This is a genomic window from Paenibacillus sp. GQ49, from assembly GCF_059759055.1.
The window spans coordinates 107,080-121,745 of sequence record NZ_JCAXEL010000002.1; the positions used below are offsets into that span (position 1 = coordinate 107,080).

The 14,666-nt window shown below is 46.0% G+C and carries 15 protein-coding genes; 3 read left to right on the forward strand and 12 right to left on the reverse strand.

The genetic code is table 11. From position 1 onward, the window contains the following. Positions 1 to 64 precede the first annotated feature (64 nt). From AC6CIF_RS05090 to AC6CIF_RS05110, 5 genes are all read right to left on the reverse strand, one after another. On the reverse strand, positions 65 to 1,318 hold the full coding sequence (locus tag AC6CIF_RS05090; protein WP_498198333.1) for an aspartate kinase: 1,254 nt from the start codon (positions 1,316 to 1,318) through the stop codon (positions 65 to 67). A 190-nt stretch (positions 1,319 to 1,508) separates the two neighbouring features. Continuing rightward, on the reverse strand, positions 1,509 to 2,066 hold the full coding sequence (efp, locus tag AC6CIF_RS05095; RefSeq protein WP_017687580.1) for an elongation factor P: 558 nt from the start codon (positions 2,064 to 2,066) through the stop codon (positions 1,509 to 1,511). 312 nt (positions 2,067 to 2,378) lie between these two features. Continuing rightward, positions 2,379 to 3,452 (reverse strand): M24 family metallopeptidase, encoded by a 1,074-nt coding sequence (locus tag AC6CIF_RS05100; RefSeq protein ID WP_036674988.1) that lies wholly within the window; start codon positions 3,450 to 3,452, stop codon positions 2,379 to 2,381. Between the two features lie 39 nt (positions 3,453 to 3,491). Continuing rightward, positions 3,492 to 3,935, reverse strand: a complete 444-nt coding sequence (gene aroQ / locus AC6CIF_RS05105) for a type II 3-dehydroquinate dehydratase (RefSeq protein WP_036614400.1) — start codon at positions 3,933 to 3,935, stop codon at positions 3,492 to 3,494. 76 nt (positions 3,936 to 4,011) lie between these two features. Beyond that, positions 4,012 to 4,590, reverse strand: a complete 579-nt coding sequence (locus AC6CIF_RS05110; protein ID WP_237174540.1) for a YqhR family membrane protein — start codon at positions 4,588 to 4,590, stop codon at positions 4,012 to 4,014. Between the two features lie 213 nt (positions 4,591 to 4,803). Between AC6CIF_RS05110 and AC6CIF_RS05115 the strand changes: the two genes are divergently transcribed. Both AC6CIF_RS05115 and AC6CIF_RS05120 read left to right on the forward strand, forming a co-directional pair. Then, entirely contained in the window at positions 4,804 to 5,796 is a 993-nt protein-coding gene (locus AC6CIF_RS05115; protein WP_498198334.1) for a DUF1385 domain-containing protein, read from the forward strand. A 5-nt stretch (positions 5,797 to 5,801) separates the two neighbouring features. Beyond that, positions 5,802 to 6,134 (forward strand): hypothetical protein, encoded by a 333-nt coding sequence (locus tag AC6CIF_RS05120; RefSeq protein ID WP_036614407.1) that lies wholly within the window; start codon positions 5,802 to 5,804, stop codon positions 6,132 to 6,134. Between the two features lie 67 nt (positions 6,135 to 6,201). Here AC6CIF_RS05120 and AC6CIF_RS05125 read toward each other — a convergent pair whose 3' ends face one another. The 3 genes from AC6CIF_RS05125 to mntR form a co-directional block, all read right to left on the reverse strand. Beyond that, a complete protein-coding gene (locus AC6CIF_RS05125; RefSeq protein WP_076215750.1) occupies positions 6,202 to 7,203 on the reverse strand; it encodes a patatin-like phospholipase family protein in 1,002 nt (333 codons plus the stop codon). Positions 7,204 to 7,292: 89 nt separating this feature from the next. Next, the gene (locus AC6CIF_RS05130) at positions 7,293 to 8,903 is read right to left on the reverse strand and encodes a family 10 glycosylhydrolase (protein WP_498198336.1); all 1,611 of its coding nucleotides are present in this window, start codon (positions 8,901 to 8,903) and stop codon (positions 7,293 to 7,295) included. Positions 8,904 to 9,112: 209 nt separating this feature from the next. After that, positions 9,113 to 9,541, reverse strand: a complete 429-nt coding sequence (mntR, locus tag AC6CIF_RS05135; protein WP_036614415.1) for a transcriptional regulator MntR — start codon at positions 9,539 to 9,541, stop codon at positions 9,113 to 9,115. A gap of 192 nt (positions 9,542 to 9,733) precedes the next feature. Here mntR and splB point away from each other — a divergent pair, with 192 nt between their 5' ends. Beyond that, entirely contained in the window at positions 9,734 to 10,804 is a 1,071-nt protein-coding gene (gene splB, locus AC6CIF_RS05140) for a spore photoproduct lyase (protein WP_498198338.1), read from the forward strand. Between the two features lie 147 nt (positions 10,805 to 10,951). Here the strand turns inward: splB and AC6CIF_RS05145 are convergent, their stop codons facing one another. The 4 genes from AC6CIF_RS05145 to AC6CIF_RS05160 form a co-directional block, all read right to left on the reverse strand. Further along, positions 10,952 to 11,665, reverse strand: coding sequence for a cytochrome c biogenesis CcdA family protein (locus AC6CIF_RS05145; RefSeq protein ID WP_498198339.1), 714 nt, complete (start codon positions 11,663 to 11,665; stop codon positions 10,952 to 10,954). Positions 11,666 to 11,714: 49 nt separating this feature from the next. Further along, positions 11,715 to 12,518 carry a metal ABC transporter permease gene (locus AC6CIF_RS05150; protein WP_017687569.1) on the reverse strand — a complete coding sequence of 268 codons (804 nt, stop codon included), beginning with the start codon at positions 12,516 to 12,518 and terminating at the stop codon, positions 11,715 to 11,717. A gap of 52 nt (positions 12,519 to 12,570) precedes the next feature. Beyond that, a complete protein-coding gene (locus tag AC6CIF_RS05155) occupies positions 12,571 to 13,329 on the reverse strand; it encodes a metal ABC transporter ATP-binding protein (protein ID WP_498198341.1) in 759 nt (252 codons plus the stop codon). 99 nt (positions 13,330 to 13,428) lie between these two features. Then, a complete protein-coding gene (locus AC6CIF_RS05160) occupies positions 13,429 to 14,499 on the reverse strand; it encodes a metal ABC transporter solute-binding protein, Zn/Mn family (RefSeq protein WP_498198343.1) in 1,071 nt (356 codons plus the stop codon). Positions 14,500 to 14,666 lie beyond the last annotated feature (167 nt).

Sequence of the window (14,666 nt, forward strand, 5' to 3'; positions counted from 1 at the left end):
AAAAGGTGTACTGCTGCCCGTTGGCAACAGTACACCTTTGCTAATTTACATACATAGCAAATACTTATCTGCGATCTTGAGGTCCACCGATAACGGCTTGCTCGGCAGTGTCGAGATCATATGCTGTATGCAATGCCTTAATGACGTCATGCAGCTTATCTCCGTCAATAACACAAGATACTTTGATCTCGGAAGTGCTCACCATCTTGATACTCACGCCTTCAGCGGAAATGACTTTGAACATCTTGGCAGCTACACCTGGGTGACTGACCATGCCTGCGCCAACAATGGAGATTTTAACGAGGTTCTCTTCAGATGTGACTTCACGGTAAGGCAAGCGGCTGTGAAGGCCTTCAATGACATGTAATGCGTTCTCACGATCAGACAGCGCCACAGAGAATGAGAAGTCCGCTTTGCCATCCATCACACCGCTCTGAACGATAATGTCCACATCCAGCTGATTGGATGCAAGCGCACCAAATACTTCGGCCAGAACTCCTGGTACATCCGGCACACCCAGAATACTGATGCGAGCCACGTTTTTGTCATAGGCAATACCACTAACCACTACGCCTTGTTCCATTGCTGCTTCCTCCTTCACAACCGTTCCTTCATTATGGTTAAAGCTGGATCTTACGATTAAAGGTACACCGGAATGCTTCGCGTACTCTACTGCACGCGGATGCAACACCGCTGCTCCCAAATTAGCGAGCTCCAGCATTTCGTCATACGATATTTCCTTCAGCTTGCGCGCAACCTTAACGATCCGCGGGTCCGTAGAATATATTCCGTCTACATCCGTATAGATCTCACACGCATCAGCCTTAATGGCTGCCGCCAGCGCTACAGCTGTTGTATCCGAACCACCACGACCAAGCGTTGTGATCTCGCCGTCTTCCGTCATGCCCTGGAAGCCTGCAACAATAACAATGTTGCCCTCGGCAAGTGCTGCATTCACTCGGTCAGGTTGAATATCATGAATACGTGCTTTTCCGTGAACCGGCTCTGTGCGGAATCCCGCCTGCCAGCCTGTAAACGATACTGCCTTACGTCCGAGCGCTTGAATAGCCATGGATAACAAAGAGATCGAAATCTGTTCTCCTGTCGTTAAGAGCATATCCATCTCACGAGCAGGCAGATCACTATTCAGTTGTTTTGCCTGATCAATCAAATCATCTGTTGTATCCCCCATGGCCGAAACCACAACTACACACCGATGTCCTTCATCAGCTTTTTCTACAACACGTCCGGCTACACGCTTCATGCGTTCTGTATCTCCGACCGAGCTGCCCCCAAATTTCATGACGTACAATGACAACGCAAATCCACTCCCTACCTTGTGCAGTATGCATAATTAATGTCCATCGTCATTATTCTCTACGAGAAATGACTTTAACCCAGTATATTACGAAAGCGCCTGATAGGCTAATCTTTTTTCGAAAAAACCCTCTGCCAAAGGAATGGCAAAGGGTTGTTAATAACCTTTTTTAGCTTACAAGCTGTGAAAGTTACGCACGGGAAGAGTATTTACCTTCACGTGTGTCAATCAGGAGAACGTCACCTTCGTTAATGAACAAAGGAACCTGTACGTTCAAGCCTGTTTCCACTTTTGCATTTTTGGTAGCGCCTTGTGCAGTGTTACCTTTAACACTTGGCTCAGTCTCGATGACTTTCAACTCAACGCTTGTTGGCAAGTCAATTCCGAGGATTTCACCTTGGTAGCTAACAATCTTAACGACCATGTTTTCTTTCAGGAAGTTCAATTCCCATTCCAGTTGATCACTAGTCAATGTGAACTGATCATAGGTTTCGTTATCCATGAACGTGTGCTCTGTACCGCTTGCATACAGGTAGGATACGCCACGGTTTTCGATGATGGCACGACCAATCGTTTCGCCTGCACGGAATGTTTTTTCAACGGTGTTACCGTTACGCAGGTTTTTCAATTTGGAACGTACGAAGGCAGCGCCTTTACCTGGTTTAACGTGTTGGAAATCAAGCACGGTATAGATATCGTTATCTACTTGCACGGTCAAGCCTGTTTTAAAATCGTTTACTGAAATCACAAAAAATCCCTCCTGATATGGTTAAAAAGTAGGTGATATAAGACGATGGGTTAATGTAAAGGTGGGTTTATTCTGAATTGATGACCTTGTGCGACGTGACCGTTACGGGTTCGGATCGTTCCTCCGATCGCTGTTGTCTCCTCATTTTCCCGACTAGATTTTAATAAGGTTTAAAATGAGGAGACAAAGGCGAGCGCTTCGCTTCTTCAGAATCGATTCCGCTCCCTTCACTACTTTTGCAATGGTCCATAACAATCAGCAATAACCTGTACCTTTATATTAAAAATCGTCTTATATCCCTGTGGCTGTAATTTAGCCGATTACGGTGAACTTCTTGTCCGACTTCGTGAGAATATGAATACCCGTCTCGGTAATCACTACGTCATCCTCGATACGCACGCCGCCAAGCCCGTCAATATATATACCCGGTTCAACGGTAACAACCATACCCGGTTTCAATACATCGTCGCTAAGCTTGGACAAGCGAGGAGCTTCGTGAACTTCCATACCCAGACCGTGGCCTGTGCTGTGTCCGAATTGATCTCCATATCCGTGACCTGCAATGATATCACGAGCCAATGCATCTGCTTCCCGTCCGGTCATGCCCGGTTTCAGGTTCTCCAGCGTATGTAACTGAGCTTCCAGTACAATGTCATAAATTTTGCGCAGTTCAGGTACAGGTGTACCCGTTGCAATGGTACGTGTCAGATCTGAACAGTATCCGTCCAAAAGTGCACCAAAGTCAAATGTAATTAACTCATTTTGTCCGATGACCTTGCTGCTCGCTACACCGTGAGGCATAGCAGAACGTTCACCCGAAGCAACAATGGTGTCAAACGAAGAGGACGTTGCTCCATGTTTGCGCATAAAAAACTCCATCTCCAGATCCACTTCACGCTCCGTCATGCCTGGTTTTGCAAACTGCAAAACGTGGCTGAACGTGGCATCCGCCAGATCTGCTGCTCTCTGCATGACCGCGATCTCATCTTCATCCTTGAACATACGAAGTTGTTCCACGATCCCGGATACAGCTTTCAGTTCAATAGACTGCAGTGCTTCAGCATAAGCGGAGTGCGTGCCAAATGTAACACTATCCTGCTCGAAGCCCACTTCTTTGATGTTTGCGGATGTCAGCAATTCGCGCACCGTATCCATCGGTTTAGCTCCATGCTCAACAACGGTGAATCCTTTGGCTTGCTGAGGCGCTTGAGACATATAACGGAAATCAGTCAGCAAATAGGCATCCTGTTCCGTAATCAGCACATATCCCGCCGAGCCTGTAAAGCCCGTCATATAACGACGGTTAATCGGGTTTGTAATCAGCATTGCTGTGAGTTCATGCTCACGCATGGCTTCACGCAACTTATTTACTCGTTTGTTTTCCATCGGTAACCCTTCTTTCTCTCACATTCCCGGGTTCCCGGCTCAGGTTTGTTTGTCCAGATGACGCACAAGAGCCAGCAATCCCAGTTCATAGCTTACTTCGCCAAATCCGGCAATCTGCCCGATTGTTTCCGCTGCAATCACTGAATGATGTCTGAACGCTTCGCGTGCATGAATGTTGGATAGATGTACTTCAACCGTAGGGACTTTTACAGCATTGATTGCATCACGGATAGCATAGCTATAATGGGTAAATGCTCCGGCATTCAGTATTATTCCGTCTGCCTCACCCATCGCTGCATGAATGCGGTCAATGATGTCCCCTTCATGGTTCGATTGATAAAAAGCGATGGAGACGCCAATTTCATCAGCCTGTCTGCGAATTTTGTCCTCAATATCCTTCAGACTAAGCGTTCCATAGATGCCCGGTTCGCGTACACCAAGCATGTTCAGGTTCGGACCATTGATCACAATAATTCGTTTCATCGCTGCTCCACCCTCTCTGCAAATAACCATCTGCTATTTTAACACAGCCATTGCCGGATTGAGAAGCTTTTTTGCGCTATGCCCCCGCTTGCTCCGGCTCGCGTTTGCGTTCATCCGTGTACTCCATGGCTACCGTGTAACCAATGAACAGCCCCCATAGCAAAAAGAAACAGAGTTCCGTGATGATCGAATCCCACGTTAAACCGTTCAAAGGTTTCATCATCCCGAGTTTCGGTCCTACCAGTATAAAGAGAATCAGCCACCAGACAATTCCATACACCATGCCGGGTACCGGTCCTTTTAATTTTCTAATCGTGAACGTGTAGAGCAAGGAAGCCAGGATGGAAAAAACGATAAAAAACAACCAGCCTGTCAAATGTCCAGCTGCGGTATATATATATTCATGTTTGAAAAAAGGCTCGGCCAGAAATCCGACAGGTACAATCGTAAAATGCAGCAGATAGAATAGCCAATGCAGCCCGCCCCAGATAAAACCGGCAAAGAAGCCAAGCTCTAACGCAAAGGGAAATGGCTTGGTGTAGTAGTGAGCTTGACCTTGCCTCTGGGTAGGGCGCCTGCCTCTGTCTTTTTGCTGCCGTTCTTTAGGACGTTGGCCTTCATCTCGCGATGTATCTTCATGCGTACGCTCTGTCATCGATATTCTCCTTCATTCAGTTGATAATCCCGCATTATGCCTCTAATTTCCGCTCCGATTCTACGAGGTAGTATGTTCAAAACAGGACAATCTTAACAACATCCTTCAAGGTTTGACTCACAAACTAGAAATTGCGCTTAAAATTCGATACAATAGGGTTATTAAACTGCCTTTGATCGCGAAGGCCTAGAACAGAATAGGAAGGTGAATAATTTGCCTCAACAATCCAAGCCTGTCAGCTATGGGGGGCAAGCTGTCATTGAAGGCGTAATGTTCGGTGGGAAACATGTCAACGTTACAGCTGTTCGTAGAAAAGACGGCGAAATTACGTATCTGGAAGTTCCCAAGCAAGACAAGTCCTGGGTCACGAAATTGCGGCGGATTCCTTTATTACGCGGAATTGTCAGCATTATAGATTCAAGTGTTAAAGGTAGCAGACATCTTAATTATTCTGCTGACGCTTATGCTGATGATGAACTGGAACCGGAAGAGAAAGCCAAGCAAAAAGAGAAAGAAGGTTCGGGCTGGAGCCTTAGCATGATTATTGGTGTGACCGCCGTCGCCATCCTTTCATTCCTTTTTGGTAAAGTTGTGCTCACATTGCTTCCTGTTGTTATCGAGAATTTTCTATTCAAAAATGCATTCGACAATCAGTTTTTGCATAATTTACTGGAAGGCGGCATTAAGCTGATCCTGTTACTCGCCTATCTGTGGTTAATCTCACAGACGCCGATGATTAAACGTCTCTTCCAGTATCATGGAGCGGAACACAAAGTAATCAGCGCACATGAAGCTGGTGAAGAACTGACACCGGAGAACGTGCAAAAGTACAGCCGACTGCACTACCGCTGCGGAAGCAGTTTCATTATGTTGACTGTCATCATTGGAGTGTTTCTATACTCCCTTTTCACGTACGATAACCTCTGGGAACGGATGGGTCAGCGTCTATTGTTATTGCCAGTTGTGCTAGGCATTTCTTTTGAACTGTTAAAGCTCACGAATTCGGTACGTGATATTCCTGTACTGCGTTATCTCGGATACCCGGGATTGTGGCTGCAATTGCTGACAACAAAAGAACCGACCAACGAACAGGTAGAAGTATCCATTGCTTCGTTTAACCGCATGCGTGAGTTGGATGCCAAGCTTGCCAATGTCTCTTCTACGTCAGAAGTACCTGTTGCAACACTCGATCCTGTGAAAGGGTGAATGATATGAACAAGCAGGCAATCTTATTTTGGACGTTCATCGCACTAGCTGCTGTTGGAGTCTTGACTTGGCTGGGGAACGCTAGTCCATCCAGGATCATTATTCCTCTGGTCGTGTTCGGAGCCGTATTCCTGCTGTACAAATATCCGCCTCGTCGCTGGGCAAGCAAAACCAAATCACCGAAGATTAAACCATCGGCACGAACCATGGCAAAAGTTAATGCACAGTCCAGTGCCAGAAAGAGCAGCGGCTCTTCAAAGAAACGTAAGGATTATCCTTTCCAAGTGATTCAAGGACAAAAAGGGAAAAGCGATGAAGATATACCGAAATTTCACTAAAAGCTACTGAACAACCAAAAAAGCAGTTCTCCCAACTTGCGGAGAATTGCTTTTTTACGTTTATCGTTTATACAGGAATCAGAGGTGGAGCTTCTGCCTGTTTCTTGCGCAATTCTTTTCTTTGTTTGTCCAGCTGTTCACCATACATTTTCATATTCCATCCGTTGAAAAATTCGCTCCCTGCGGTAGCGCCTGATCGATATAAGGCTGTGCTGTCCTGTAACGATAAATGAAATTGCGTTGGTTTAATGCCTAGCGTTGGTATCTTCACTGTACGAAACCGGTTAATCTGTTCGATGTAGCGTTCATCATGTGCTGTGAGCATCGTCTCCACAAGGGCCTGAAGCATGCTTAGCGGTCCTTTAATCCGGGCGGGTTCTACTTCCGTCTTCCCCACCATTTTGAATCCGACAACCGGAATAACGTCTCCTCCTCGTTCCGAGCGATCACCATCGAAGAGCCACAACGGAAAATTGCTAAGCAATCCACCATCCACGACATAAACGAACTGATCTTGAAAAGGAAGCCCTTTGGAGAATACTGGCGATTTGCGTATGACTACCGGATCGAAAAAATACGGGATACTGCAACTCATACGTACCGCCTTTGCAACATCCAGCTTCGCAGGGTCAATGCCGAACCGCCGAATATCGTCTGGCAACACCAGAATGGTCCCATTGGAAATATCGGATGCGGTAATAAGCAACTTGCCTTGTGGCAAGTCAGCGAATGTGCGAATCCCTTTCTGCTCCAGCATCTTGCGAATCCATGATTCCAGTGCTTCTCCCGAATACAAACCTTTCTTCAAGAACAGCCTCGCGGCGGGTCCGATCCATCGGGTATTAAATATGGGGGAACGACGCAGCAATGAAGCAAACGGCGTATTCTCAATAATGACTTTCATCTCTTCGGCCCTGTAACCAGCCGCTAGCAGAGCAGCTACAATAGAACCCGATGACGTTCCAGCCACCCGATTAAACTGAATGCCGCAGTCTTGAGCACCCTGCACAGCTCCCGCAAGCGAGATTCCCTTCACGCCTCCACCTTCAAACACTGCGTTAATTAACACAACAAAACCCCCGTTCTCCAGGCAGCCACGTTTCTACTGCCACTCTATGAGAACAAGGGTTTGTCTTATAACCGTATTGTTAAATTGTTTTAGAGACCATAATAAGCTTTTAATTTGGCAATTAGGCCGAGAGGGTTTTTCGTCAGGTACTGTGAACTAAAGAATATATCCCCTTTAACCGAAGAATACTTCTTGTTGTAGTTCAGCTGATCGATGATCTCCTGTGATGTCTGCCAGCCAATCTCTGGCGTACCTAACTTATAAGGTGAGTGACCGATATACAATTTTACATTTGTGTTAGCCACTTCATTCGCCCACCAGTCAACGACTTTGTCGTAACGGGCTACGTTCAGTGTCATACTCCAATACACCTGCGGAGCGACATAGTCGATCCACTCCTGGTTAATCCATGTCCGCACATCTGCATTCATGCTGTCATACGCTGTTACTCCTGCTTTGGTATCAGAACCTGTCAGATCAACGGATTTGTTACGCCATACACCAAATGGACTAATTCCATATTCAACGTTAGCTTTCACGTTGTGAATACTCTGCCCGAGCTGCTTAACGAACTGATTGATATTGTCCCGACGCCATTCAGCACGGTCTTTGGTATTCAATGTGTTATAGGTTTTGAAGGCTGCATCATCATTAAAAGTCACATTGGACGGATAGAAATAATCATCCAGATGTACGCCATCAATATCATACTGATTGACCACTTCCATGATCGTATCGATAATATGTTGTCTGGCTTCCGGGATACCCGGGTTAATGTACAATTTGCCCGATGCATTCACAATCCAGTCGGGATGAAGCTTCGAGATGTGGTTTGCTGCCAAGTTTGATGTACTCGCTGAGTTCGTTGCTCTAAACGGATTAAACCAAGCGTGGAACTCCAGGCCCCGTTTGTGTGCTTCCTCAACCATAAACGCGAGGGGATCATAACCTGGATCTTTACCTTGTGTTCCTGTCAATACGCTGTTCCAAGGTACCAGACCTGAAGGATAGATGGCATCCCCATTTGCTCTCACTTGGACAAATACGGCATTAATGCCCATACCTTGCAACGTATCTAGCTGTTTCGTATACTCCTGTTTTTGCTTCTCTACATTTCCCTTGGCACCAGATGTAGGCCAGTCTCCATTCACAGTGGAAATCCAGGCTCCCCGCATCTCTTCAGAAGCTGGTACAGTGCCCGTGCCTCCAGGCTCCGCTGGGGTTACCGGGGTTGGTTCAGGAGTTGGGACTGATTCGTCTCCTGTGTTCAGATCAATGGTCTGGGCAGTCTGATTCCAGTTCACTCGAATGCCCAGGTTCTCACTGACAAATCGAATGGGTACCATGACCCGACCCTGTTTCAATTCGACCGATGCATCCAGACCAACTACAGCGTTATCCACCGTCGCCTGCTGGCGTCCGCTCGTCATAGAGATGACCGAATCGGATTTCTGAATGGTCACGGTACGAGTAGCTTGAGACCAGAGAACAGACGCCCCCAGTCCTTCGCTAATAACACGCAGAGGCACCATCGTTACATTTACTTTGGGCAAGATGTAGGGTGATACATCCGATTCCAAACGGTTGCCGTCTAGAAAAATAGCGATTTCCTTCTGCCCGGCTGCTTGTGCCGTCATGCCTGCTGTCTGTAATCCAAGTACAAAAATGAGTAGCAGCATCAATCCTTTACGAACGTTCATTAGTGCAGTCCTCCAAAATCATTATAAATTTGCGGTAAATTCTACTAGTTTAATAGACGCTCCTACCAATCGTTTGGTTGCGAAAATCACCAAATTATGGTGTGATTGCACAAAAAAAAATGCTTCCTGCCATTGAAACGGCAAGAAGCATCCTTTGATCACAGGATACAATTCATTGTATATCACCATGTGTATTCCACTGCTGAAACTTAAGATTCTGTATTACTCATGACATCCTGAAGATTTTTGAGGTCACGCAACCGACTCTCGTCCTGACGGAAGTATTCAACCAAGGACTCGATGCATGTAATGGAGTCCCAGCTCAGATGATGTTCAATGCCTTCAACATCATTGTAGATATTTTGTTCCTGAACACCAATCGTTGTCAAAAATTGTTCAAGCAGATGATGGCGCTCCATCAAACGTTTGCCCATCTTTTTGCCTTTTGGCGTAAGCACCAGTCCGCGGTACTTTTCATAGATCAGGTACTCGTCTTTGTCCAGCTTTTGGATCATCTTCGTCACCGATGAAGGATGTACTTCCAGTCCTTCAGCTATATCAGACACACGAGCATAGCCCTTTTCATCAATTAATTTGTATATACGCTCCAAATAATCTTCCATACTGGGCGTTGGCATCTGCTTCCCTCTTTTCTCTCTGACCGGCCCCTATTCGTGCCTGGTCCCTATCTTATAATGATACATGTTATCAATACGCATTGGCAAGTCCTGCACAGTTCGGAGCGCGCTGTTTCACAAGTAATTGGCAGGCGTGACTTCTCCCCAAACGAGGCAAACTAAGCAAAGTTCCGCATAGAAAGGAGTGATTTCGTGAGTACAAGTGTAGCCTCACCGCCCGTTCGTAAAGCAAAAGGCACTAAACCTTTTATTCCCGATTTGGTGTATTTTGAACCCGGTGCGTTGGAATATGATAAAGGCAAACGGATTATGGAGTGGGTGACATCCAAAAACATACCTTATCAGATGACCACATCCCATAACCGAATCACAAACTTGCCGGGTGAAACCGAACAAGAAAAATATCGGATGGCGAAGCGTACTCTGGTCGTTGGTGTGCGCAAAACACTCAAGTTTGACCAGTCGAAACCTTCAGCGGAATATGCCATTCCCATCTCTACAGGCTGTATGGGGCACTGCCATTATTGTTATCTTCAAACTACACTTGGTGCAAAACCTTATGTCCGTGTCTATGTTAATACCGAGGAGATCATTCAGGCTGCAAAAGGATACATTGAAGAACGCTCGCCTGAAATCACACGATTTGAAGCTGCCTGTACGTCTGATCCCGTAGGACTCGAGCATATCACGGAGAATTTAAGTGACCTGATTCGTTTTATGGCGGAAGAAGAATATGGACGCTTGCGGTTTGTAACCAAATATCATCACGTTGATCCGTTACTGAACCTTAAACATAACGGACACACCCGTATCCGGTTTAGTGTCAATTCGGATTATGTCATCAAAAACTTTGAACCGGCTACCTCCAGATTTGAGGAACGCATTGAAGCTGCTGGCAAAATTGCACACGCCGGTTATCCCCTGGGATTCATTATCGCTCCGATTATGTGGTATGAAGGCTGGGAAGAAGGATACTCGGATCTGTTGCAGAAGCTGGCAGATACACTTCCAGAGGAAGCAACCAAGGATCTTACCTTTGAGATGATCCAGCACCGTTTTACCAAAACGGCCAAAGCAACCATTGAGAAGCGTTATCCTAAAACCAAGCTGGAGATGGATATCGAGAAACGTAAAATGAAATGGGGACGCTGGGGTCAGTACAAGTATGTGTATAAGGATGACCAGCAAGATGCGCTGCGCGAATTCATTACGGAACGAATCTTTGAACATTTCCCACTAGCCAATATTGATTACTTCACCTAAACGAACAACAGGATTGCCTAAAATCATATGCAGTTAAAAGCATGCCTAACAAACGATTAAAAAGCAGGTTACATGACCCAGAGTGACTCTGGTTAACATGTAGCCTGCTTTGTCATGCATTTTTAAATTCGAATTCAGTTCATCCGTTTAAATAACCATCCAGTCTGGTGTAATCTGCTGCAACCAGATGGTAATCTTCGTCATCTGATCTGTGAAAAGCAATACCCCAAGGAACAACATTAATGCTCCTCCGACTTTCATCATGACATTGGAATACCGTAAGATCCAGCGTGTTGAACCGATGAAAAAGGCCAAAATGAAAAACGGGATTGCAAACCCTGCCGTATAACCTGTAATCAACGCCAGCCAGGTTGTGGGCTCACTTGCAGCCATAGCAATGATTGCTGTTAGAATAGGGCCAATACACGGCGACCAGCCTGCTGAGAAACCGATGCCAAATATAAAAGAGCCCAGATAGCCTGCTGGTTTCCATTTCATATCCAGCTTGCGTTCCTTCATTAGAAACTGTGGCTTAAACACACCAAGCAAAAACAACCCCATAAGCATAATCAAAATCGCAGACAATTGCCGAATCAGTTCACGGTTATCATTGAAAAATTGGCCAAACAGTCCCGCACCAAGGCCAAGCGAATAAAATACAGCCGAGAAGCCTAAAATAAACGCCAGCGTATGCGTCATGGTCTTAAAGCGGACTTCGCGCTGATTGCGGTCATCCTTCAATTGTTGCACCGTCATACCTGTAATGTAGGAGAGGTATGATGGATACAACGGAAGACAACAAGGTGATATAAATGAGACCAAACCTGCTACAAAAGCCATCCATACATTAACATCAGGCATGAAGCGGATGTCTCCCTTCCCCGGGCTCACGTGCTTGCTCGTTCAATCGTCAGGCTCGGAACCCTTTTTTTCCAATCATCGTCAGAATCAGCATCATGATCAGCAGTAATACAATCGTTGCTCCAGGTGCGAGGTTCCAGATACCTGCTACAACCAGTCCAAGGACTACGGCAATTTCGCCAATCACCACGGACAAAATAATAGCGGATTTAAAACTTCGGGCCATCAACAGGCTGACTGCTACCGGAATGGTCAATAGCGCTGACACCAGAAGCGCACCGACAATCTTGATCGCCGTGCTTATGACAAGTGCTGTCATCACAGTGATCAACATGTTCAGAATTCTCACAGGCAACCCTGTAACCGCTGCCGCATCTTCCTCAAAGCTGAGCAGGAAAAATTCCTTATGTAACAATGCCACTACAATTACCACGATCAGCGTAACCACACCTACGAGCTTCAGATCCGTAGCGTCTAATGTATATATACTGCCGAACAAATAACTCATGACATCTGCATTATACCCTTTGCCCAGCGTGAAGAACAAGGAAGCAAGAGCCACGCCACCGGACATGATAATGGCAATCGATAATTCGGCGTAACTCTTGTACGCTTTGCGCAATTTCTCTATCGCAAATGAAGCAAGCACGGCAAATATCAAGCCCACTGCAATGGGGTACACTTCAATCAGGAATCCAAGTGCAACACCGGCAATAGTCACATGAGACAAGGTGTCTCCAATCATGGATAACCGCCGTAAGACCAGGAACAGTCCGATTAACGGAGCGGTAATGCCAATTAACAACCCACCCGCCAGGGCACGCTGAAAAAAATCACTCATTAATATTTCCAAAACAAACACGACTCCTTCGGCCATACTCTAATCTAATGGGCCATAAATACGGCTAGCGTACCTGTGCAGTGGTATGTTGCAGATTGGTCTCAGCACAATCCTGTACCTCATGTGAATGACGGACATGGAAATTAATTTTGCCATTCGTTACCGCAGCTTCAGAACCCAGATAACTCTCCATTCGATCCATATCATGAGACACCATTAGAAAAGTCATGCGGTGATGTTCATGCATATGGGTAATCAGTTCAAAGAAACTGGCCTGTGATTCAGCATCAATACCTACAGTGGGTTCATCCAAAATCAACAGATCCGGGTGATTGATAAGCGCTCGTGCCAAAAATACACGCTGCTGCTGCCCGCCGGACAATTGACCAATACGTTTGTTCGCCAGATCCTCGATCCGCATGACCTGCATCGCATCCGTGCACTGTTGCTGACATTTGCGAGACATACGACGGAACATGTTTTTGTTATTATACAAGCCTGACATGACCACTTCACGAACGGTCGCAGGAAACAACGGGTTAAATGCATTCTTTTGTGGCACATACCCGATTCTGTCCCAGTCCTTGAACCTGCGGATCGACTCTCCGAATAGTTTGATATCTCCCTGCGCAGGAGGAAGAAGTCCTACCAGCATGCGCAGCAATGTCGTTTTACCCGCCCCATTGGAACCGATAATCCCGACAAAGTCCCGTTCCTGGGCCATAAAATCGAGATTCTCAATCACTCGCTGGTCCCCGTAGGAAAATGATAGTTTCTCGATCTCTATAATTGGATCATGACATAGTGACATGATTTGCTGCATGGCAAAGCCGCCCTTCATTATATATAAGAATCCCATAGCGTCCTAAGAGCCTTCACCGTGAACGGTAAAGACTCTTCGATCTGAATACTTCATTCTATCTTATTTTAATGCGATCAGCAGATTTTGCAAATTTTTCTCCATGAGGGTGAAATAATCATCCCCGTTTGTTGCCTGCTCCTTGGTCAATCCCTCAACCGGATTAAGGACCATGGTCTCCACTCCTGCTTCACTTGCCAATGTTTTCGCCAATTTGTCAGATACCAGCTCTTCGAAGAAAATGTATTTAATGCCTTCATCTTTAACGAGTTTCGCAAGCTTCACAATATCCTGTCCTGTCGGTTCAGCATCCGGGGAAAGTCCCATAATGGCATGCTGAGTTAATCCATAATCACGTGCAAGGTAGCCAAACGCTTGGTGCGAGACAACAATCTCGTTGTTTGGTACGTTAGCCAATTCATCTGTAAAACGCTGATCCAGCGTCTCAAGCTTCGTACGAAGCTCTTCATAACGTTGTTCGTAACCTGTTTTGTGATCAGGATCTGCCTCGACCAGACTATTTTTGATGTTTTCAGCCATGATCATGGCTGATTTCGGACTAACCCACGTATGTGGATCAATATGATGATCAGCGACATCTTCACTGGTAGCCTCATCTGTATGTTCATCTGTATGTTCATCTGCATGCTCGTCTTCGTGCTCTTCACCGTGACCGTGCCCATCATCACCCTCAGCAGTTAACAGTTTAACCCCTTCGCTAACGGCAACAGACTTCACCTGTGTATCGCTATTCAGCGACTTCAGGAAATTTGGCACCCATCCTTCCAGTCCAGCTCCATTATAGAGAAACAGCTGTGCCTTGGACGTATTAACAATATCCTGACTCTTCGGAGTCCAGTCATGTGGCTCTACTCCCGTTGGCAGCAGGTTAATAACATTGGCATCCTCACCACCGATTGCAGTCGTAAAAGCATATACAGGATAAAATGTCGTGACAACGTTTACCTTGCCTTCCACAATCTTCGCACTATTGGAACTTTCCTGCCCACACGCTGACAATACCAGCAAAGTGAGAATAAGCAAACCCGTCCACAATAACTTCATGTTGCCTCTTTTGCCCGTCTTCCCAGCCCGGTTATCCTGAACTTGATGTTGCATTTTATAAAATGTCATTATGATTCACTCCGCATCTCTTAATCGTAAACATTACTGAAAGAATTATAGGTAACCTGAACCTACTTGTCAAGCTATCCCGTCCTATTCATTCTTTCCTGAAGTACGGAGTTCATAACAGTATATGCTTGTTCTCTTCCCGTCAGATGCGAATTCTTCCAACAAAA

Excerpts from the sequence above, each read along its gene's own strand:
- AC6CIF_RS05100 (WP_036674988.1), bottom strand. The coding sequence starts at position 3,452 with ATGGAAAACAAACGAGTAAATAAGTTGCGTGAAGCCATGCGTGAGCAT.
- aroQ (WP_036614400.1), bottom strand. The coding sequence starts at position 3,935 with ATGAAACGAATTATTGTGATCAATGGTCCGAACCTGAACATGCTTGGT.
- AC6CIF_RS05110 (WP_237174540.1), bottom strand. The coding sequence starts at position 4,590 with ATGACAGAGCGTACGCATGAAGATACATCGCGAGATGAAGGCCAACGT.
- AC6CIF_RS05120 (WP_036614407.1), top strand. The coding sequence starts at position 5,802 with ATGAACAAGCAGGCAATCTTATTTTGGACGTTCATCGCACTAGCTGCT.
- AC6CIF_RS05130 (WP_498198336.1), bottom strand. The coding sequence starts at position 8,903 with ATGAACGTTCGTAAAGGATTGATGCTGCTACTCATTTTTGTACTTGGA.
- mntR (WP_036614415.1), bottom strand. The coding sequence starts at position 9,541 with ATGCCAACGCCCAGTATGGAAGATTATTTGGAGCGTATATACAAATTA.
- AC6CIF_RS05145 (WP_498198339.1), bottom strand. The coding sequence starts at position 11,665 with ATGCCTGATGTTAATGTATGGATGGCTTTTGTAGCAGGTTTGGTCTCA.
- AC6CIF_RS05155 (WP_498198341.1), bottom strand. The coding sequence starts at position 13,329 with ATGCAGCAAATCATGTCACTATGTCATGATCCAATTATAGAGATCGAG.
- AC6CIF_RS05160 (WP_498198343.1), bottom strand. The coding sequence starts at position 14,499 with ATGACATTTTATAAAATGCAACATCAAGTTCAGGATAACCGGGCTGGG.